The organism is Afipia clevelandensis ATCC 49720 (genome assembly GCF_000336555.1).
GTDB classification, from domain to species: Bacteria; Pseudomonadota; Alphaproteobacteria; order Rhizobiales; family Xanthobacteraceae; genus Afipia; species Afipia clevelandensis.
Map to the genome: position 1 here is coordinate 2,089,054 of NZ_KB375281.1, position 19,350 is coordinate 2,108,403.

Annotated in this window: 17 protein-coding genes; 10 read left to right on the forward strand and 7 right to left on the reverse strand. The window is 63.0% G+C overall.

Annotated elements, in window-relative coordinates; genetic code table 11:
• Positions 1–97: 97 nt before the first annotated feature.
• The 4 genes from fumC (at position 98) to HMPREF9696_RS10005 (ending at position 2,801) form a co-directional block, all read left to right on the forward strand.
• Positions 98–1,504 carry a class II fumarate hydratase gene (gene fumC, locus HMPREF9696_RS09990; RefSeq protein ID WP_002712872.1) on the forward strand — a complete coding sequence of 469 codons (1,407 nt, stop codon included), beginning with the start codon at positions 98–100 and terminating at the stop codon, positions 1,502–1,504.
• A gap of 261 nt (positions 1,505–1,765) precedes the next feature.
• Entirely contained in the window at positions 1,766–1,954 is a 189-nt protein-coding gene (locus HMPREF9696_RS09995; RefSeq protein ID WP_002712873.1) for a DUF4169 family protein, read from the forward strand.
• Complete coding sequence (locus HMPREF9696_RS10000; protein ID WP_002712874.1) at positions 1,951–2,223, forward strand: ribbon-helix-helix domain-containing protein; 273 nt, start codon at positions 1,951–1,953, stop codon at positions 2,221–2,223. The genes HMPREF9696_RS09995 and HMPREF9696_RS10000 overlap by 4 nt, the downstream gene beginning before the upstream one ends.
• 245 nt (positions 2,224–2,468) lie before the next feature.
• On the forward strand, positions 2,469–2,801 hold the full coding sequence (locus HMPREF9696_RS10005; protein WP_002712875.1) for a ribbon-helix-helix domain-containing protein: 333 nt from the start codon (positions 2,469–2,471) through the stop codon (positions 2,799–2,801).
• Here HMPREF9696_RS10005 and HMPREF9696_RS10010 read toward each other — a convergent pair.
• Positions 2,798–6,427 (reverse strand): AsmA family protein, encoded by a 3,630-nt coding sequence (locus HMPREF9696_RS10010; RefSeq protein ID WP_002712876.1) that lies wholly within the window; start codon positions 6,425–6,427, stop codon positions 2,798–2,800. The two genes, HMPREF9696_RS10005 and HMPREF9696_RS10010, sit on opposite strands and share 4 nt — an antisense overlap.
• Positions 6,428–6,561: 134 nt before the next feature.
• Between HMPREF9696_RS10010 and HMPREF9696_RS10015 the strand changes: the two genes are divergently transcribed.
• On the forward strand, positions 6,562–7,422 hold the full coding sequence (locus HMPREF9696_RS10015; RefSeq protein WP_002712877.1) for an SAM-dependent methyltransferase: 861 nt from the start codon (positions 6,562–6,564) through the stop codon (positions 7,420–7,422).
• 3 nt (positions 7,423–7,425) lie between these two features.
• On the opposite strand, the gene HMPREF9696_RS10020 is transcribed toward HMPREF9696_RS10015, so the two are convergent.
• Both HMPREF9696_RS10020 and HMPREF9696_RS10025 read right to left on the reverse strand, forming a co-directional pair.
• A complete protein-coding gene (locus tag HMPREF9696_RS10020; RefSeq protein WP_002712878.1) occupies positions 7,426–8,250 on the reverse strand; it encodes a 2-keto-4-pentenoate hydratase in 825 nt (274 codons plus the stop codon).
• A complete protein-coding gene (locus HMPREF9696_RS10025) occupies positions 8,247–9,659 on the reverse strand; it encodes an FAD-binding oxidoreductase (RefSeq protein ID WP_085946838.1) in 1,413 nt (470 codons plus the stop codon). Before HMPREF9696_RS10025 ends, HMPREF9696_RS10020 begins: the two co-directional genes overlap by 4 nt.
• 100 nt (positions 9,660–9,759) lie before the next feature.
• Between HMPREF9696_RS10025 and HMPREF9696_RS10030 the strand changes: the two genes are divergently transcribed.
• Positions 9,760–10,278, forward strand: coding sequence for a thioesterase family protein (locus tag HMPREF9696_RS10030; RefSeq protein ID WP_002712880.1), 519 nt, complete (start codon positions 9,760–9,762; stop codon positions 10,276–10,278).
• Positions 10,279–10,302: 24 nt separating this feature from the next.
• Here HMPREF9696_RS10030 and HMPREF9696_RS21260 read toward each other — a convergent pair whose 3' ends face one another.
• Positions 10,303–10,476 carry a DUF1328 domain-containing protein gene (locus tag HMPREF9696_RS21260; protein WP_002712881.1) on the reverse strand — a complete coding sequence of 58 codons (174 nt, stop codon included), beginning with the start codon at positions 10,474–10,476 and terminating at the stop codon, positions 10,303–10,305.
• Between the two features lie 282 nt (positions 10,477–10,758).
• Here HMPREF9696_RS21260 and HMPREF9696_RS10040 point away from each other — a divergent pair, with 282 nt between their 5' ends.
• The 3 genes from HMPREF9696_RS10040 to HMPREF9696_RS10050 all read left to right on the forward strand — a co-directional run bounded on the left by HMPREF9696_RS10040 (position 10,759) and on the right by HMPREF9696_RS10050 (position 15,066).
• Positions 10,759–13,242: an ATP-dependent helicase gene (locus HMPREF9696_RS10040; RefSeq protein ID WP_002712882.1), complete on the forward strand. Its 2,484-nt coding sequence runs from the start codon at positions 10,759–10,761 to the stop codon at positions 13,240–13,242.
• Between the two features lie 142 nt (positions 13,243–13,384).
• Complete coding sequence (locus HMPREF9696_RS10045) at positions 13,385–14,305, forward strand: ABC transporter ATP-binding protein (RefSeq protein ID WP_002712883.1); 921 nt, start codon at positions 13,385–13,387, stop codon at positions 14,303–14,305.
• Positions 14,305–15,066 (forward strand): ABC transporter permease, encoded by a 762-nt coding sequence (locus tag HMPREF9696_RS10050; protein WP_002712884.1) that lies wholly within the window; start codon positions 14,305–14,307, stop codon positions 15,064–15,066. Before HMPREF9696_RS10045 ends, HMPREF9696_RS10050 begins: the two co-directional genes overlap by 1 nt.
• A 55-nt stretch (positions 15,067–15,121) precedes the next feature.
• Here the strand turns inward: HMPREF9696_RS10050 and HMPREF9696_RS10055 are convergent, their stop codons facing one another.
• Entirely contained in the window at positions 15,122–15,436 is a 315-nt protein-coding gene (locus HMPREF9696_RS10055) for a hypothetical protein (protein ID WP_002712885.1), read from the reverse strand.
• Between the two features lie 215 nt (positions 15,437–15,651).
• Positions 15,652–15,957 carry a hypothetical protein gene (locus HMPREF9696_RS10060; RefSeq protein WP_002712886.1) on the reverse strand — a complete coding sequence of 102 codons (306 nt, stop codon included), beginning with the start codon at positions 15,955–15,957 and terminating at the stop codon, positions 15,652–15,654.
• A gap of 219 nt (positions 15,958–16,176) precedes the next feature.
• Between HMPREF9696_RS10060 and HMPREF9696_RS10065 the strand changes: the two genes are divergently transcribed.
• The gene (locus HMPREF9696_RS10065) at positions 16,177–16,932 is read left to right on the forward strand and encodes a L,D-transpeptidase (RefSeq protein WP_002712887.1); all 756 of its coding nucleotides are present in this window, start codon (positions 16,177–16,179) and stop codon (positions 16,930–16,932) included.
• A 9-nt stretch (positions 16,933–16,941) separates the two neighbouring features.
• Here the strand turns inward: HMPREF9696_RS10065 and HMPREF9696_RS10070 are convergent, their stop codons facing one another.
• A complete protein-coding gene (locus tag HMPREF9696_RS10070) occupies positions 16,942–19,218 on the reverse strand; it encodes a fused MFS/spermidine synthase (RefSeq protein ID WP_002712888.1) in 2,277 nt (758 codons plus the stop codon).
• Positions 19,219–19,350: the final 132 nt, after the last annotated feature.

Consider the following 19,350-nt stretch of genomic DNA (forward strand, 5'->3'; position numbering starts at 1 on the left):
GACCACGTTTTTCGCGGTGCGAGAAACGCTGACGCGGTTGCATGCCTTGCTGATGAGGTCCAGACTTCCGTGTTCCCGCAACACACTGGAAGTGACGATGGCCGCTCAGAGAAAAACCACGCGCACCGAGACCGACACTTTCGGACCGATCGAGGTGCCGGGGGATCACTATTGGGGCGCGCAGACCGAGCGGTCCAGGCACAACTTCAGGATCGGCAACGAACGCATGCCGATGCCGATCGTGCGCGCCCTGGCCATTGTCAAACTTGCCGCCGCGCAGACCAACCTCGAACTGGGGCTGCTCGACCAGCGCCGCGCCCGCGCGATCATCCGCGCCGCGCGCGAGGTGATCGACGGCGAACTGGACGGCAATTTTCCGCTGGTGGTCTGGCAGACCGGTTCGGGCACGCAGTCCAACATGAATCTCAATGAGGTGATCGCCAACCGCGCCAGCGAATTGCTCGGCGGCGTGCTCGGCACCAAGAAGCCGGTGCATCCGAACGATCATGTCAACATGAGTCAGTCGTCGAACGACTCGTTTCCGACGGCCATGCACATCGCCGCCGCCGAACGCATCGCCAACGACCTCGTTCCGGCGCTCATTGTGCTGCTGAAAGCTCTGCGTCAGAAGGAAAAGGCCTTCGCGAAAATCGTCAAGATCGGCCGCACCCACACGCAGGATGCGACACCGCTGACGCTGGGACAGGAATTTTCCGGCTATGCCGCGCAGGTCGAGAGCGGCATCGCGCGGATCCGCGCCGCCGCCAAGGATCTGTCTCCGCTGGCGCAAGGCGGCACCGCCGTCGGCACCGGCCTCAATTCCCACCCGCGCTTCGCCAAGCTCTTCGCGAAGAAGGTCGCGGCCCTCACCAAACTGCCCTTCACCACCGCGCCCAATAAATTCGAGGCGCTGGCATCGAACGACGCCTATGTCTTCGTGCATGGCGCGATCAATTCCACCGCGACCGGACTTTTCAAGATCGCCAACGACATCCGGCTGCTCGGTTCGGGTCCCCGCTCCGGTCTCGGCGAACTGATCCTGCCGGAAAACGAGCCGGGCTCCTCGATCATGCCCGGCAAGGTCAACCCGACGCAGTGCGAGGCGATGACCATGGTGTGCTGCCAGATTTTCGGAAATCAGACAGCCATCACGGTCGCGGGCAGCCAGGGACATTTCGAGCTCAATGTCTACAAGCCGGTGATGGCGCACTGCATGCTGCAATCGATTCAACTGATGGCAGACGTTTCGCGCTCATTTACCGAACATTGCATCGTCGGCATCCGCGCCGATGGAAAGCGAATCGATGAATTGATGCGCCGTTCGCTGATGCTCGTCACCGCGCTTGCACCCAAGATCGGTTACGACAATGCCGCGAAGGTGGCCAAGACTGCTCACGCAAACGGCACGACACTGAAAGAAGAGGCAATTCGTCTTGGCCTTGTGTCCGCTGCGGAGTTCGATCGGCTTGTAAAGCCGGAGAAGATGACTCGTCCGGGTCAATAGCGGATCACGCACATTAACATACTGTAATCTTAGGCGGACATGTCGTCGCACCACCTAAAGTCATACTTCTAATGGCTACCATCCGTGGCGCGACGCTGATACCTTTTCAATTGCGCCGCGCTGCATCAGCGCATGGAAAAACGAACCACATTCAAAACGGACGCGCGTGAGCAATTTGCTCTGACGAGTCCCCAACAGGACAAGCGCACCGGCGTTCATCACGTGCCGCATAAGCGCTGTTCACACCAACAAGGAGGCGTGATGGGTGATCTGGTGAACCTGAAGCAGGTAAAGAAACGCATCGCACGCGAAGCGTCGGAGAAGCAGGCGGAAATCAACCGCGCCCGCTTCGGCCGCACCAAGAGCGAACGGAGCCGCGATGAATTTCAGGCCACACGCGCCAGCGGCATCCTTGATCAGCACCGCATCGATGATGGAACGCCAGCATGAAATCGCCTGTCGTGAAACGCTCCATCGTCGTCGCCGGCCACAAGACCAGCGTCAGCCTTGAAGAAGCCTTCTGGAATGGCATGAAGGAAATCGCCTCGGTGAGAAGCCTCACCCTCTCCGAACTGGTGGGAGAAATCGACGGCGGCCGCCAGCAAGGAAACCTTTCCTCCGCGATCCGCCTCTTCGTGCTGGATTACTTCCGCTCGCGCGCAACTCATCCGACAGGGAACGGCAGCACGAGATTGCAGGCTGAGGGGCCGCATCCGTAATTTTCCGCACCGTGCAGTTACGATCCTGACTCCGCCGTAGGTTTTCGTCCGAATACCGCGGCGGGTCCGTTTCCGTTACTATGTACCTGTGCCTCGAAGCGCACACCGTTTCGAGGCCGGCTGCGGGGGCGGCTACAATCCTGATCCGCGCGGCGAGATCAACATCGTACATGGTCCAGCTTGTCGCCGGCCGCGAGACATCGTCTCGCTGCACGCGGTCGCTTGGCCAGAACGGGGGCCTTCCGATGCAGAACGACAATCTCACAAACATCGCCGACCATGCGGACGGATGCTCCGTTCGCGGCGTCAAGGAATTCGCCGTGGTGAAACGCTCCGTCGTGGTCGGCGGTCACAAGACCAGCGTCAGTCTCGAAGATGCCTTCTGGACCAGCCTGAAAGACATCGCGACGCGACGCGGCCTGCCGCTGTCCAGCCAGATCGACGCCATCGACCGCACGCGCAGGACCGCCAATCTCTCATCTGCGATTCGCCTGTTTGTGCTGGATCACTTCCGCACCCGCGCGGTGACATCGGTCTTCATCGGCGAACGGCAACCGTCGCATCACATTGCACGCTAGAACGTGCCCGCAGGAGCAGCGGGGCGCTGCTTCTGCAGCCGCATCGCACCCGGCGCAGGCCTGATGTCGATCGGCGGAGGCAACGGCTGGATCACTGCGTTTCCGCCTGAAGGTGCAGGCGTCGCAGCGCCCGGCGCCGGAGCCTGCGGAGGATGCGCCGTCACAGGCGGACGCGCCGGTGTCTTTGCTGCGGGTGTTTTCCGCCGCGGATCGCGAGCCGGCATTTTCACCTGCGATGGCGGAAGCGGCTCCACCGATGGCAGGTCCTCCTCCCACAACCGCTCATCTGCTTCCGGCGCCGGCGTCACGCCACGCTCAAGCTGGTCGAGCCGCCGGGTCTCACGATCGATCGCGCGCAGCCCCAGCCACGACGACAGCGCCGCTACATCGACTGTGCGCACGAGCCGGTCCGGCGCGCCGTTAAGGTCGATGCGAATTTCCGGACGGCCATTCAAGGGCCGCGCGGTCACCGGCGACATGATGGCGCGAAGATCGGCCTGATCCGCCAGCAGATCGTATCCACCCGCGATCGCGACACGCGCCCGCTTCGCTTCCAGCGAAGCCGTCTCGATCCGCAGCCGCCCATCCTTGATGCTGAAGGGAATCTGCGCCGACGGGACTGTCAGCGTCCCGGCAGCCAGCACGGGATCGACAACATCCCTGAGTTTGATGTCGTCGGTCGCCTGGCCGCTGTCGCTGGCCCGCATCGCCGCCTCGAACGCGCGCGGATCGAGACCCGCGATTCGTGCATCCGTCAGCGCGAGTGTACCGGCGCCCGACAATGCGCCGGTCAGACCGGCGGCGCTGCGGCCCTGGCCGGAGAGCGTCATCTGCAGCGCGGCCTTGCCCTCGGGCAACATAAGACCGCGATAGTGAAGCGCGGTGCCATCGACCCCAGCGGCCTGAATGCGTGCAGTGAATGACGTGCCCTGGTTTGTCACGCCCTGCCGGGCATCGAGATCAATAGAGGCTTCACCGCCGCCGATACGGCCTTTGACACTTTCGAGAACCAGCGACTGGCCATCGCCCGTGATGGCTCCGCCAAACGGACGCAGTTCGGCACCTCCAGGCAGAACAGCGCTCAAGGCCTGAAACGCCAGCTTGCCGCGCCAGCCGCGCAACCAGCCGCGATCCAGAGGCGTCGATGGATCATGTCCCGCTGCACCGAAAGCCAGGCCCGTCACGGCTGCCAGATCGAGCGTGTCGAGTCCGATCTCGCCATCGACGCCAGTCTCCTCGCCGCGCGTCAGTACCAGCCGCCCGCGCACACGCGATCCGCCGACCGTGGTATCGAGATTGTCGAAGGTGAGGATGTTACCCGACACATCAAGCCGCGACGACAGCGATATCGGCGATGCGCTTGCCGGCTTTGCCCCGATCAGCGTCGAAACATCCGCGCGGCGCACAGCGATGTTGAGCACCGCGGCGGGCTTCTCGGCCCAGGGATTTCCCGTGCCCTGAAACTCGCCGTCGATTTCCGCGCCCGAGAGCTTCGCCTTCAGTTGCAGCGGCGCACCCCAGGTGCCGTTCACCGAAGCCTCGAATTGGGCCGGACTGCTGCCGCCGGACAAAACACCAGCGAGCCCCAGCGTCTGAATCATCGCCGTTGTCGTCTCGGCGGACAGCTTTGCTTCCGCTGTAAAATCGCTTCCGCCCAAAGCGGAAATATCCAGTCCGGTTGCGATGTCGATTGCGGGCGCCGCCGTCAGCGTGACCGCGCCCTTGATTTGCGGCGCATCGAGGTCGAACACGACACGGCCGCTGGCGCGGGAGCGCTCGCGCGCGACATCTGCGGACAGCCGGGCTTTCACGGGACCGGAAAGCGATAGCGCATTCAGCCGACCCGCCACGGCGGGTGCGAACGGCGCCACCAGTCCGCCGATTCGCGCGAACGACGACGCGGTCGTTTCCAGCGCGAGCTTGCCCTTGCCGCCGATCCGGTCGAATGAGCCGGTGCCGGTGACGGCAAGATCGCCGCCCGCCTCTCCAATTTGTATCCGCTCAAGGGCTATTGTCGTTGGCCCGTAACTGAGCGTGAGGCCCGCCGGCTTCACCTCCTGCCCTGCGATCACTGCGCGTCCGGCATCCAGCGCTATCCGCGCCTCATCCGGAAGTGTGGCCTGGGGTCCGGCCAGCACCGCGACAAGCGATGACACGGCATCCACATCGAAGCTCGCAGCGGACAGCGCGGCCTCGAGGCGGGTCTTGCCGCCGTCGATCGTCAGCAGCGCCAGACGGCCATCGAGCGCGCCGCCATTGATCTCCGCCGTCATGCCATCGAGACCGATCCTGTCAGCGGCGACCGTCGCCTCGCCGCGCAGCCGCAACGGCTTCTGATTGCGATAGGTCGCATCGCTGCGCCCCTGCAGCCAGGCCGTCAGAACGTCCGGATCGCCGGATTCGACGCTCACCGGCCCGCTGAAACGCGCCGATGGTTCGGCTGTGGAAATCACGCCGCTGGCGGTTACGCGGGTCGCGCCCGGTGCGCGCATCTCGAATTTTTCGATAGTCCAGGACTTGGCGTCGGTTTGCAGCGTCGCGGCGACGTTCTGGAGCGGCCGGCCGCCCAGCCCGATCTGGTCGGCGCTCAATTCGATTTGCGATGGAATCGGCAGCACAGGCATCGACGTCACCAGCATGCGCAACGCTGGCAGCAATCGCAGGGGTTCGGTGGCCGCTGCGCCCGTCGCCAGCAGGCGGTCTGCATCCAGTTGCCGCGCCGCGAGCGCCAGTTTCAACAATGGCGCCGCACCGAAGCGGATATCGCCGCCACCGGTCAGCCTCAGCGCATTGTCATCGGGACCGTAAGCCGCTTCCACCTGATCGAAGGCGGCGGATGACGGATTGGCCTTGATCCGCGATGAAATTTTCCACGGCTGCCCCTTGTCCGTCGCCTTGGCGTCGGATGCGCGCGCGAGCACCAGTGCGCCGTCGAAATTCGGCACCCCGTTGTTGAAGGTCAGTGCGCCGTCGAGATCGGCCATCAGCGGACGGACACCGGGGTCCGCCGTGAAGTGCACGCGCGTCCCTTTGCCATCGCCCGTCTGTCCCGACGACAAGCGGAATGGAGTTGTCGCGCCAAGCAACTGGAACGAGCCCTCGCCTCGCATACTGCCGGCGAGCGCCCGTACCTCTCCGCTGAATTTTAGATCCTCCATCCGCAGCGTGCCGCCGCTGGCGGCATCATGGAGCACGATCTGTCCTGCGAGATTCATGCGGTCGATGGTGAGCGAGCCGAGATTGCCGCGCCCCCCGGCAGACGGCAGCCGAAAACGGCCCTGCCGGTCGAGACCGAGGTCGAGCGAGAAGCCGTTCAGCGTCAGTTCGCTGGCACGCCAGTCCCCCCGCATCAACGATCCGAGGCTGAACTCGACATCGAGCTTGCCCGCGCTCACCCATGGCGCGCCCTTGTCGCCAACGGCGACGTCGTACAGCCGCAGCGTGGGCGTCGGCAGCAGGAGGGCATCGAGCCTGCCATTCACCCGTACCGGCGCGCCGATGATCCGGGACGCTTCCGCCTCGAACTGGGGCCGGAACTGGTTCCAGTCAACGAAATACGGCCCGGCCAGCGCCGCGATCAGCGCAAGGATGAGAGCTATGGCCAGTCCAAGCAGCGTGGTCTGCAAGGTCTTTCCTCAGTGAGATCGGTTGATCCGGGATGGCAACAGCGCGTCACCGCCGTAAGCTGCGAACATTGAACCAGCCGATGGCTTGGAATACTAATTTTAACGTCCCTTGTTCACAACCCTGTGTGACAACGATGTCTGAAAAGCAGGCACGGCCCACGGACCGAACCGGCGCTTCGCCCGAAGCCATCATGTCGCATTACGACATGGGCAACGATTTCTTCCGGCTCGTGTTGGACCCGGAGATGATCTATTCCTGCGCCCTGTTCAAAGGCGATGACGACCTCATCACGGCGCAGTTTCACAAGCTCGACCATCACATCGAGGCAGCGGGCGCCGCGGGGACCGCGCGGGTGCTGGACATCGGCTGCGGCTGGGGCGCGATGCTGCGGCGGCTGGTCGATCATGCCGGCGTATCGCATGCGGTTGGATTGACGCTCAGTCCGTCGCAGGCCCGCTGGATCCGCGAGTACGACAACCCGAAGATCGAGGTGCTGGAGCAGGACTGGCGCGATCACAGGCCGGAGCGCCGGTACGATGCGATCATCTCGGTCGGCGCCTTCGAGCATTTCGTCCAGAAGGGCCTCGATCCCAAGGTCAAGCTCGACGCCTATCGCGAATTCTTCGCCTATTGCGACCAGGTTCTCGCTATCGGCGGCAGGCTATCGCTGCAGACCATCGCCTATTCCGAGCGCACCAAGGTGCAGCCGCTGCTGGACAAGACCTTCCCGGACAGCGATCTGCCGCTGGAATGGGAGCCGATCGCTGCAGCCGAAGGCACCTTCAGCCTGATCGCCGCACGCAACGACGCGGATCACTACTATCGGACACTGGTGCTGTGGGAGCAGAACCTGCTGGCGAATTACGACAAGGCTGTCGCACTGGTCGGCAAGGCGCGCACCGACGAATTCCGCCGCTATCTGCGCATGTCGGCAGTCGGATTTCGTGCCGGGATGGTCAGCCTGATGCGCTACAGTTTCCGGAAAAAATACTGAGGCTCATCCGAACCGGATATCGAGACCGCCGATCGGAATTCCCTCAAGCTCCGTCGTCCACCGCTCGCCCGGCTTCACCGGCATGGCCTTGGTGAGCGTGCCGGTGGTGATGATCTCGCCCGCCGCGACCTGCGGATTGTGCCGATCCTGCGCCAGCAGGGCGACCAGGTGTTTCAACGCAGACAGCGGCCCATCCAGAACGTCACGCGCGTGGCCAGGTTCGGCAAGTTCGCCGCAACGAAGCGTGATCGAAAAATTCGACAACGGGCCAAACCATTTGTCGGCATCGTCGCCGATCTGATGGCGCTCGCCGACAAACAGCGCGCCGTGCAAACCGAATGCCGCGACTGTGTCCGGCGGCGCGAACTTCCAGTCCGGAAAAACCGACTGCACGATCTCGTAGCCGTGCGCCACCCAGCCGATACAGGACAGAAGATCGCGCTCATCCATGCCCGGCTCCGGCGCGGTGGCCATACCGAAGACAATCTCGGGCTCGATGCGCGGTTCGGCAAATGTAGCCAGCGAAGCAGACCCATCGGTATCCGCGAGGTTGCGAACGGTGCTGTCGTACATGTAGCCCCAGATCGGTGCATAGACGCCGTACTGTTCCCAGATCGTGCGGTTGGTGAACCCGATCTTGCGGCCAAGCACCTTCTCGCCGCGCGCTTCGCGCAGACCGCGCACCAGCGGGGTGATCCGGTAGGCATTAGCAAGATCGAAAGCCGGATCGCGCGACGAGAACGGGGTGATCTGCCGCCCGCTCTGGTCGAGAACGGAGATCAACTCGCGCGCCGCGGCGCCGGGCTCGATGGCAGCCGCGATAGTCATGCGGGCAAAATCTTTCCGGGATTGAGAATGTTCTGCGGATCGAGCGCGGCTTTCAGCGCGCGCATCGCCTGCACAGCCTCGGGGCCAAGCTCGGTTTCGAGATACTTCTGCTTGCCCTGCCCGATGCCGTGCTCGCCAGTGCAGGTGCCGCCCATGGCCTGCGCGCGCTCCACCAGCCGGTGCAGGAATCCGTCGGCGCGCTGCATCTCGTCCGGATCGTTGACGTCCACCAGCATCGAGCAATGGAAATTGCCGTCGCCGACGTGGCCGACAATGGGCGACAGCAGGCCGACCGTCTCCAGATCCTTCTCAGTCTCGACCACGCATTCGGCCAATCGCGAGATCGGCACGCAGACGTCGGTCGCCACTGCCTGCGCCCCCGGACGAAGCCCGCGGACTGCCCAGTAGGCGTCATGCCGCGCCTGCCACAGCCGGGTGCGATCCTCCGGCCGCGTCGCCCATTCAAATCCGCCGCCGCCGCATTCCTTGGCGATTTCCCCGAACATCGCCGACTGCTCGGCCACGTCCGCTTCCGTGCCGTGGAATTCCAGCAAAAGCAGCGGCGTCTCCGGCAGCGTGAGCTTGGAATAGGCGTTGCAGGCTTTGACCTGTGCCGCGTTCAGCAGTTCGATGCGCGCCACCGGAATCCCGGTCTGGATCGCCAGAATGGTGGCGTCGCACGCGCCTTTTACGGTGGCAAACGAGCAGGCGCCCGCGGCAATGCTTTGCGGAATGCCGCGCAGCTTGAGCGTGATCTCGGTGATGATCCCGAGGGTACCTTCCGCGCCGATGAACAGGTGCGTGAGATCGTAGCCGGCGGAGGATTTCTTGGCGCGCGTGCCGGTGGTGATGATCTCGCCGTCGGCGCGCACGACTTTCAGCGCAAGAATGTTGTCCTTCATCGTGCCGTAGCGAACGGCATTGGTGCCCGACGCACGGGTCGCGGCCATACCACCGATGGACGCATCGGCACCCGGATCAATCGGAAAGAAAAGACCCTGATCGCGCAGATGTTCGTTCAGCGCCTTGCGGGTCACGCCCGGCTCGATCACGCAATCCAGATCATCGCCATGAACCGCAAGAATACGGTTCATTTCGCGCAGGTCGATACAGATGCCGCCCGCGGGAGCATTGACCTGCCCCTCCAGCGAAGTGCCGGTGCCGAACGGGATCACCGGAATGCGGTGCTTCGCGCATATCCGCACCACGTCCTGAACGTCCGCCGTGCTCTGCGCCATCACCACCGCGTCCGGCGGCTGCATCGGCAGCCAGGTGGTGGTATGGGCGTGCTGTTCGCGCACCGCCTGCGATGTGATGAGGCTGTTACCGAAACGTGCGGCAAGCGCTTCGATGGCGCTGGACAAAGCGGATGCTGGGGGACGTGTCAGGGCTGCGTTGGAGAAGGCCACGGTTGCTCTTTTCGTTTCTTTCGAGGCTGTTGTGGCGCGAAACGTGGCAAAGGATGTATAGCGGGTCAAGAGAGTGGTACCGACACGCACGGGAATTGAGATGACCTCCAGCGCGCCTGCAAAAGACAATGCGCCGCAACATATCGCGGCGCCGTTCCTGACGACGGTGATGCAGATCGAACCGCAGTGGATCGACTACAACGGCCATCTCAACATGGCCTATTACAACGTGCTGTTCGATCGCGGCATCGACCAGATGTGGCTCGAACTCGGCATCGGCCCGCAATACATGAAAGAGCGCAACTGCTCGACATTCACGGCGGAAGCGCATGTGCGCTATCTGCGGGAGGTTCATTTCGGCGATCCTGTCCAGGTCTCAGTCTACCTGATCGCAGCGGACGAAAAGCGCCTTCACACCTTTGAAGAGTTGCGCCACGCCACCGAGGGCTGGATTTCAGCCACCTCGGAGAACATGACGCTTCACATGGACATGACGGCGCGGAAGACCGCGCCGTTCCCGCCGGATATCGCCGCGCGCATCTGCGATGTGATCGCCGCACACGGCAAGGTGCCCAAGCCGGATGGCATTGGCCGGCGCGTTGGCATGCCGGCCAGATAGCGCCATCGCGGCCCCGCGAGGCGCTTATGGCCCGCCGCTGCGGCGCGCCAGACCGACCACCGCCGAGATCAGGAACAGGATCAGGGCGACAAAGAAGACGATCTTGGCGATTTCGATCGAGGCGCCCGCGATGCCGCCGAAGCCCAGAAGGGCCGCGACCAGCGCGATAACCAGAAATGTGACCACCCAGCTCAACATGACATGCTCCTGCGGTTTGTTTTCGAGCGCGGAAGCCAGCGCTCCGACTGGGAAACCAATCCGCCAGCGGGGCCGGAGTTCCGCCCTGTGCCGCCCGTTTAAATTCTTCGGAAACGGGGGCTGACGGGAACAAATCCGCCCGATTGGGCTCCATGCGCGCCGGTTTTCCGGGGAAACCAGCCCTGCAGGTGTGCCCAATCATGCCTATATGTCCCGATATCCTGATATGAAACCTCCCCTTTCCCGCCTCGCGATGCCATCGTGACGGCAAAGACGAATCGCATGACCGAACCGAACAAGCTGCCGCCCTCAGACTTTCGCGATGTGCCGAGCCACCAGCCTGCCGCTGGCGGCATCGCAGCCCGTGCGCGTGCGTCGGCAGCCCCGCAATATCTGACCGCGCTCAATCCGGAGCAGCGCGAGGCGGTCGAGACGCTTGAAGGCCCGGTGCTGGTTCTGGCGGGCGCAGGCACCGGCAAGACGCGCGTGCTGACCTCGCGCATCGCACATATCCTTTCAACCGGCCGCGCCCGGCCGCACGAAATTCTCTCCGTCACCTTCACCAACAAGGCGGCGCGCGAGATGAAGCATCGCCTTGGCCAGATGCTCGGCCAGGCGGTCGAGGGCATGCCGTGGCTCGGCACCTTCCATTCCATCGGCGGCAGAATTCTCCGCTATCACGCCGAACTGGTGCAGTTGAAATCGAACTTCACCGTGCTCGATGTCGACGACCAGATTCGCCTGCTCAAGCAGTTGCTGCAGGCCGAAGGCATTGACGACAAACGCTGGCCGGCGCGGATGCTGGCCGGGTTGATCGACGGCTGGAAAAACCGCGGACTGACGCCATCGCAGGTACCTGCAGGTGAAGCCGCCGTCTTCGGCAACGGCAAGGGCGGCAAGCTCTATGCGACCTATCAGGAGCGGCTGAAGATTCTCAACGCCGCGGACTTCGGCGACCTCTTGCTGGAGAACATCCGCCTGTTCCGCGAGAACCCCGATGTGCTGCGGCAGTATCAGGGCCGCTTCAAGTATATCCTGGTCGACGAGTATCAGGACACGAACGTCGCGCAGTATCTCTGGCTCCGCCTGCTGGCGCAGGCACCATCCAATCAAACTGTACCTGCGATTGCGCCGCAGGACGCCGACAAAGCAACGCAAGTTCCGAGTCTGACGGTCGCCGCGCCGAAAAACATCTGCTGCGTGGGTGACGACGACCAGTCGATCTATGGCTGGCGCGGCGCGGAGGTGGATAACATCCTGCGCTTCGAGCACGATTTTCCGGGCGCGAAAGTCATTCGCCTCGAGCGCAACTACCGTTCGACCGGACATATTCTCGCGGCGGCCTCGCACCTGATCGCACACAATGAAGGCCGCCTCGGCAAAACGCTGCGCACCGAAGATCACGACGGCGAAAAGGTCACCGTCACCGGCGCATGGGATTCGGAAGAAGAAGCCCGCGGCATCGGCGAGGAGATCGAGCAGATTCAGCGCGCCGGCCAGAAGCTGAACGAGATCGCCATCCTCGTGCGCGCCTCCTATCAGATGCGCGAGTTTGAAGACCGCTTTGTCACGCTTGGCCTGCCCTACCGCGTGATCGGCGGCCCGCGTTTCTATGAACGCGCGGAAATCCGCGATGCGCTGGCCTATCTGCGCGTCATCAATTCGCCTGCCGATGACCTTGCCTTCGAGCGCATCGTTAATGTGCCAAAGCGCGGCCTCGGCGACGCCACCGTGCAGATGCTCCACGACATTGCCCGCAAGCGCCGCGTTCCGCTGACCGAAGCGGCGCGTCAGGTGATCGAGACCGACGAACTGAAGCCGAAGGCGCGCGGCAGCCTGCGCGATGTCATCGCCAATTTCGACCGCTGGCGCGCGCAGCGCGATATCGTTCCCCATACGCAGCTCGCCGAAATCGTGCTGGATGAGTCCGGCTATACCGAGATGTGGCAGAAGGACCGCTCGGCTGATGCCGCGGGCCGTCTCGACAACCTGAAGGAACTGGTCCGCTCCATGGAGGAGTTCGAGAACCTGCAGGGCTTCCTCGAGCATATCTCGCTGGTGATGGACCGCGAGGGCGGCGTGGACGAGGACGCGGTGTCGCTGATGACGCTGCATTCCGCCAAGGGACTCGAATTCGACAATGTCTTCCTGCCCGGCTGGGAAGAAGGCCTGTTTCCGAGCCAGCGCACGCTGGACGAACAAGGCCGCGCCGGGCTCGAGGAAGAACGCCGTCTCGCCCATGTCGGCATCACGCGCGCGCGCAAACGCGCGATGCTCTACTTCGCCACCAACCGGCGCATCCATGGCTCGTGGACCACGACCATTCCTTCGCGTTTTCTCGACGAACTGCCGGCGGCGAATGTCGAAATCACCGAGAGCAAGGGCGGCTCGGGATGGGGCGGCTCCGGCGGTTACGGCACATCACGCTTCGACAATGTCGAGACATTCGGTTCGAGCTATTCGACGCCGGGCTGGCAGCGCGCGCAGGCCAACCGCGCCCGCAGCGGCGGCAGAGGGTTTGACGAAACCGGCGCGCGCTATGACTCAGGCTCGCGCGGCAATGCCAGCCGCAAACCGATGGTCATCGAAGGCGAACTGATCGCGAAATCCACCGGCGCCCATTCGGACTACGCGCCCGGGGATCGCGTGTTTCATCAGAAATTCGGCTATGGCCACGTCGCCAAGGTGGACGGCAACAAGCTCACCATTGCGTTTGAAAAAGCCGGCGAGAAGAAGGTGGTCGACAGCTTTGTGAGCCGTGCGTAGCAGGCCTCGCCGCTGCGCATGACAAAATTGAATTTGTCGCAGTAGAATTTTCGCTGCGCGCGGCAGCCATCCAGCAGTCATTCCATATTGCGCAAGGGCGTCTGCGCGCCTATGTCATGCTCCCGCCCTGGCAGACCCCACCATGTCCCCCATCATCTCGATCAAAAATCTCTCGAAGACCTATGCCTCCGGCTTCACGGCGCTGAAGAATATCAACCTCGATATTCGCGCCGGGGAAATCTTCGCATTGCTCGGCCCGAACGGCGCCGGAAAGACCACGCTGATCGGCACCATCTGCGGGCTGGTCGGCGCGACCGAGGGCACTGTCACCGTCGGCGGCCACGACAATGTCAGGGACTACCGCGCGGCGCGCGCGATGATCGGACTGGTGCCGCAGGAACTGCATACCGACGCATGGGAAAGCCCGTGGTCCACCGCATCATTCAGCCGGGGGCTCTTCGGCAAGCCGAAGAATCCCGCGCATATCGAGAAGGTGCTCAAGGACCTCTCGCTGTGGGACAAGCGCAAGAGCCAGATCATCACCCTGTCCGGCGGCATGAAGCGCCGCGTGATGATTGCCAAGGCGCTGGCGCACGAACCGCAGATTCTCTTCCTCGATGAACCGACCGCCGGCGTCGATGTCGAATTGCGCAAGGCGATGTGGGACGTGGTGCGCGAACTGCGCGCTTCGGGTGTGACCATCATCCTCACCACGCATTACATCGAGGAAGCCGAGGAGATGGCGGACCGGGTCGGCGTCATCAACAAGGGCGAGATCGTGCTGGTCGAGGAAAAGGCCAAGCTGATGCAGAAGCTCGGCCGAAAGCAGCTCAAGCTGCATCTGCAGGAAAAGCTGACGGCCATTCCCGCGGCACTCGCCGCGCATCACCTCGAACTGTCGGCCGATGGCGGCGAACTGATCTACACCTACGACACCAAGGGCGAGCGCACCGGCATCACCGCCCTGCTCAACGACCTCAGCGGCGCCGGTGTCCGCTTCAACGATCTCAACACCACCCAAAGTTCGCTCGAAGAAATCTTCGTCAGTCTGGTGCATCAATAATGAACCTGTATGCCATTCGCGCGATCTACAAATTCGAGATGGCGCGCACCTTCCGCACGCTGCTGCAAAGCGTTGTCTCGCCGGTGATCTCGACATCGCTGTATTTCGTGGTGTTCGGCTCGGCGATCGGCTCGCGTATCACCGAGATCGACGGCGTCAGCTACGGCACCTTCATCGTACCCGGCCTGATCATGCTTTCATTGCTGACGCAGAGCATCGCCAACGCCTCTTTCGCGATCTACTTCCCGAAGTTCACCGGGACGATCTATGAACTGCTGTCCGCACCCGTCTCGTCGTTCGAGGCCGTGGTCGGCTACATCGGCGCCGCGGCCACCAAGTCGATCATTCTGGGCCTCATCATTCTCGCCACCGCCGGGCTGTTCGTGCCGCTGAAGATCGCCCATCCGTTCATGATGCTGACGTTCCTGGTGCTCACGTCGGTGACCTTCAGCCTGTTCGGCTTCATCATCGGCATCTGGGCCGATGGTTTCGAGAAACTGCAAGTGATCCCGCTCTTGGTCATCACGCCGCTGACATTCCTGGGCGGCAGCTTCTATTCCATCCATATGCTGCCGCCGATCTGGCAGACCGTGACCCTGTTCAATCCCGTCGTTTATCTCGTCAGTGGCTTCCGCTGGAGCTTCTTCGAGATCGCCGATGTCAGCGTCGCCGTCAGCCTCGGCATGACGCTGGGCTTCCTCGCGCTGTGTCTCGTGGCGGTGTGGTGGATCTTCCGTACCGGCTATCGTCTCAAGACTTGATCCCAAACGAAAAGCGCCCCGCGAGCGGGGCGCATGGGCAGTGGCTTCGTCCCGCTCAGTTCGGACGCCAGTTTCCATTGCTGTCGTAATGGCCGGTAGCCCCACTGCCGGGTGGCGGAGGCACCGTCGTCGGTTGCACCGCATTGCTGACGCCGGTGCCGACCACATTGAGCGTGCCGGCCACGGCGCCAACGCCTGCGCCGAGCGCGCCGCCGACCAACCCACCGACCGGCCCGGCAGCCGTCCTGCCCTGATAGGTGCCTTGCGCGGCACCGCTGATGGCGCCGTTCACAGGGTCCTGCTGTGCAACGGCAGGCATCGCCGAAAGAGCCAGCACCGCCGCGGTGGAAATGAAAGCTATAAATTTCATCTGAAAAACCTCCCTGCCCGGCCGGGTCCGGCCTTGAAGCAAATCAGTCAGGGAAGGTTGCGTCAGCGCGGGCCGAAATACAATGCGGAAGGACCGAACACCCGCCGGTTTCCCCGCCGGAATGTCTTAAAAGTCACAACGGCAACTTGCCGCATACAGCAAGGAAGGCGCCTCCGAGAGCCGGACGCGCCTTCGAGATATAGCCGCAGAATGGATTAGCGGTGACGGCGGTGGCGATAATGACGATGGCGATAGTGACGGCGGTTGTCGATTCCGAGCACGCCATTGACGCCGCCGACGATTCCGCCAACGCCAGCACCGACGGCGCCGCCGACCGCGCCACCCACCGGCCCCGCCGCACGGTTGCCGCGATAGGAGCCTTCCCTCGCGCCGCCTTCCATGCCCCTGATGACACCCTGCGCATGCGCAGCGATCGGCACAGCCAGAACGGCAAGCGCCGCCACAACAAACGTGAAGCGGCGATGCGCCGCCGTGAACATGAACAGGGCTTCGGTCTTCATTACGTGAATCTCCTCGATCTGATGGAATCTTGCCGTTTCAGCAACGCCCACCACGCCGAAAGGTTGCGTCAATTTGGCGAAAACACGCCGTAAACAAGAGCAGTTCACGAAAGCGTTTGCCTGCCTCCATCAACCTTAAGACGAAGTCACTGTGAAAAAAGCCACTTTCCATGCTTTATTGCACGATGAAGCGAGAGGGGCGGAGACGAGGCGAACGTCATGCGTGCGATTTTGATATCAGTGACCGGTCTGGTGCTGCTCTCGGGCAGCGCTGCGAACGCGGCCGTCTCCATCCTCGTCAACAAGGACACGCAGCAGATGACCGTCTCGGTTGACGGCACACCGCGTTACACTTGGCCCGTCTCCAGCGGCAATCCCTCGCACGAAACGCCGAATGGCAGCTTCAAGACATTCCGGATGGAAGAGGATCATTACTCGAAGGAATTCGACGATGCGCCGATGCCGAACGCGATCTTCTTCACCAAGCAGGGTCACGCCATCCATGGCACCGATGCGGTGAGCCGCCTCGGCACGCCGGCTTCGCATGGTTGCGTGCGGCTGTCGCGCGCCAACGCGCTGAAACTGTGGGGTCTTGTCAAGGCGGAAGGCCTGCTCAACACCACGGTGACGCTGACCGGATCGTCGCGCGTTGCGCTGGCGCGCAATCCCCGCACCCGCACGGCGGTCGCTCGCGGCGATGACGCCGCAAGCCAGCCAGTGCAGATCGCGCCACAGGGCGGCTACAGCGAAGACCTCAACGCCAACACGCGCGCGCGTCAGGTCTCGCCCGATCGTGTCTACCGCGATCCGTCCTATCCGCAGGATCAGGCCTATTATGGACCGGCAGACGCCGGCCCGATGCAGCGCCGCATCTACCAGCAGCGCGGCTACTATCAGGGTTACGAGCAGGATTCGCGTTATCAGCAACAGCGCTACGCCTATCCGCGCGGCGGCTATTACTACTACGCGGAGTGAACGCGGCAGCTATTCGTCCGGCGTCCTGAGCCTGCGCCACACCGCGCCGAGCACATTGGAATAGTCGTCGGTCCAGACCCGCTGGCCTTCGGTCGCTTCGGTCATGGCCCACTTCTCGTCCGAGGCAATCTTGCCGACATCGGCTTCCTCGCGTGCCGAGATCACGACGTTGGTCGTGAAGATATACTCGGCGTCGCGCCCGGAATCCTCGTTGAACACCCAGCTTTTCAGGTCGTTCTCCTCGGCGATCCCGACGACGACGCTCGCAAGCTCGAGATGCCGGTTCGACACATGCATGACCACCGCGCCCTGCGGCGCGAGCTTGGCCTTGTAGATCGCCATCGCCTCTTCGGTCGCCAGATGGATCGGAATCGCGTCCGATGAATAGGCATCGACGATGATCAGGTCGTAAGCACCGTCCGGCTCCTTGGCGAAGGTGAGCCGCGCATCGCCGATCACCGGCTTCATCTTGGGATCGCACGAATTGATATAGGTGAAGTATTTCGGATCGCGCGCCGTATCGACCATGGTCTGGTCGATCTCGAAATACGTCCAGTCTTCTCCAGGCATCGACTGACAGGCGAGCGTGCCGGAGCCGAGCCCGATCACCGCCACGCGAATGGGGCCGCCCTTGCGCTCGCGTATCGCGGCAATCGCGCGGCCGATGCCGCCGTCCTTGTGATAATAGCTGATCGGCTCGGGCCGTCCCTTGATCGGCGTGCCGTCATCGTTGAGAAATTTTTCAGCGCCGTGAATGGTCGTGCCGTGCATCAGCACATGGTACTGGCCGTTCGCTGTCACCACGATCTTGTGGACGCCGAAGAAGCTGCGCACCGTTTCGACACGTCCGTCGTCGGCGGGATAAACGCGGATCAGGATGAGCCCCAGCGCGACGAGCCCGGCGATCCTCCAGCGGCCAATGCGCCACAGCACCGCGAGCAACATCATGACGCTGGCAAAAGCGGCCACCACCCAGATGCGATTGGTTTCCAGAAATTCAGTGATTGTTCCCTGCCGGTAGGAAACGGCAATCAGAACAAATCCGGCGATCACCGCAAGCAGCCAGAGACTGAAACCTCCTCGCTTTGCTGTCGTCCCGGCCGGGCGACACAGCGCGGCGAGCGCCAGCAGGATCGGGTATTCGGCAATCCACGAGAAGGTGTAGGGTGCGATCAGGCCCGCGAACAATCCGCCGACCATGCCGCCAAACGACAGCGCAACGTAAAAGCCCGTGAGATAACGCGCGGCAGGCCGCGTGCGCGCCAGCTCGCCATGGCAGGCCATGGCGATGATGAAGAAACAAAGCTGATGCCCGCCAAGCGTCAGCAGCAGGTTCTGCTCGCCGCCGATCACCAGAAGGATCATCACGCCGGCGATGGCGAACGGCTGGAGCAGCAACATCAGCCCGTGCGGCAACAGCGGGCGCGACTGGAACACCAGCACCCATGTCAGAAGATACAGCGACAGCGGCAGGACCCACAGCAGCGGCGCCGCCGCGACGTCGGTTGATATGTGCGCCGTCACCGCGATCAGCAGACCCGACGGCACGGCGGCCAGGAATATCCAGCGCAGCCGCGTCGGCCAGCTTGGCGCGGGTGCGTCCCCGTCCGCTGCGCTGACAGCGTCAACCGTCATCGGCGGCGAGCGCAGCAACAGGACGCCGCAGGCCGCGATCAGAACGATGAGCAATGCATAGCCGCCGGTCCAGATCACATTCTGGGTTCGCAGCGAAAACATCGGTTCGAACAGCACCGGATAGGACAACAGGGCAAGGAAACTGCCGATGTTCGAGGAGGCGTAAAGAAAATACGGATCGGGACCGTCGGGATGGCCGGTGCGGACGAACCAGGCCTGCAGCATCGGATTGTTGGCCGCGAGCGCGAAGAACGGCAGCCCGATCGAGACCGCGAACAGCCCGAGCAGCCAGAACGCATAGCCGCTGGCTGGTGGCTCCCCCCACCCGCTCGCAATCGACAACGGCAAGGTGAGCAGCGCGGCGATCAGCAGCAGAAGATGGATGACGACCGGCGCAGTTCGGCTCTTCAAGGTCATCAGATAGTGGGCATAGGCGTAGCCGCCGAGCAGCAGCGACTGGAAAAACACCATCGCCACCGACCACACCGCGGGCGAACCGCCGAGCCGCGGCAGCACCATTTTCGTGAACAGCGGCTGAACCGAGAACAGCAGCAGGGCGCTGGTGAAAATCGCCACGGTGTAAACCACCAGCACAAGCGCGTTCCTCGCGCCGAAAGACTGGCCCGTGGTGTCGGACGGTATCGAATTCATGAAGGCTCCGGAACATGTCCGGCACATCACCGGAGACGGTGCCGAATGGAGCACAGCCGCCAGCGGCGAGCAATAACATGCGCGTGACAGAAATCACTCGCGCGTGACGTACTCTAATACTATGACGTGATG

What these genes read in the sequence shown, in the direction of transcription:
- fumC (WP_002712872.1), top strand. Translation starts at nt 98, where the DNA reads ATGGCCGCTCAGAGAAAAACCACGCGCACCGAGACCGACACTTTCGGA.
- HMPREF9696_RS09995 (WP_002712873.1), top strand. Translation starts at nt 1,766, where the DNA reads ATGGGTGATCTGGTGAACCTGAAGCAGGTAAAGAAACGCATCGCACGC.
- HMPREF9696_RS10000 (WP_002712874.1), top strand. Translation starts at nt 1,951, where the DNA reads ATGAAATCGCCTGTCGTGAAACGCTCCATCGTCGTCGCCGGCCACAAG.
- HMPREF9696_RS10005 (WP_002712875.1), top strand. Translation starts at nt 2,469, where the DNA reads ATGCAGAACGACAATCTCACAAACATCGCCGACCATGCGGACGGATGC.
- HMPREF9696_RS10015 (WP_002712877.1), top strand. Translation starts at nt 6,562, where the DNA reads ATGTCTGAAAAGCAGGCACGGCCCACGGACCGAACCGGCGCTTCGCCC.
- HMPREF9696_RS10020 (WP_002712878.1), bottom strand. Translation starts at nt 8,250, where the DNA reads ATGACTATCGCGGCTGCCATCGAGCCCGGCGCCGCGGCGCGCGAGTTG.
- HMPREF9696_RS10030 (WP_002712880.1), top strand. Translation starts at nt 9,760, where the DNA reads ATGACCTCCAGCGCGCCTGCAAAAGACAATGCGCCGCAACATATCGCG.
- HMPREF9696_RS21260 (WP_002712881.1), bottom strand. Translation starts at nt 10,476, where the DNA reads ATGTTGAGCTGGGTGGTCACATTTCTGGTTATCGCGCTGGTCGCGGCC.
- HMPREF9696_RS10040 (WP_002712882.1), top strand. Translation starts at nt 10,759, where the DNA reads ATGACCGAACCGAACAAGCTGCCGCCCTCAGACTTTCGCGATGTGCCG.
- HMPREF9696_RS10045 (WP_002712883.1), top strand. Translation starts at nt 13,385, where the DNA reads ATGTCCCCCATCATCTCGATCAAAAATCTCTCGAAGACCTATGCCTCC.
- HMPREF9696_RS10050 (WP_002712884.1), top strand. Translation starts at nt 14,305, where the DNA reads ATGAACCTGTATGCCATTCGCGCGATCTACAAATTCGAGATGGCGCGC.
- HMPREF9696_RS10055 (WP_002712885.1), bottom strand. Translation starts at nt 15,436, where the DNA reads ATGAAATTTATAGCTTTCATTTCCACCGCGGCGGTGCTGGCTCTTTCG.
- HMPREF9696_RS10060 (WP_002712886.1), bottom strand. Translation starts at nt 15,957, where the DNA reads ATGAAGACCGAAGCCCTGTTCATGTTCACGGCGGCGCATCGCCGCTTC.
- HMPREF9696_RS10065 (WP_002712887.1), top strand. Translation starts at nt 16,177, where the DNA reads ATGCGTGCGATTTTGATATCAGTGACCGGTCTGGTGCTGCTCTCGGGC.
- HMPREF9696_RS10070 (WP_002712888.1), bottom strand. Translation starts at nt 19,218, where the DNA reads ATGAATTCGATACCGTCCGACACCACGGGCCAGTCTTTCGGCGCGAGG.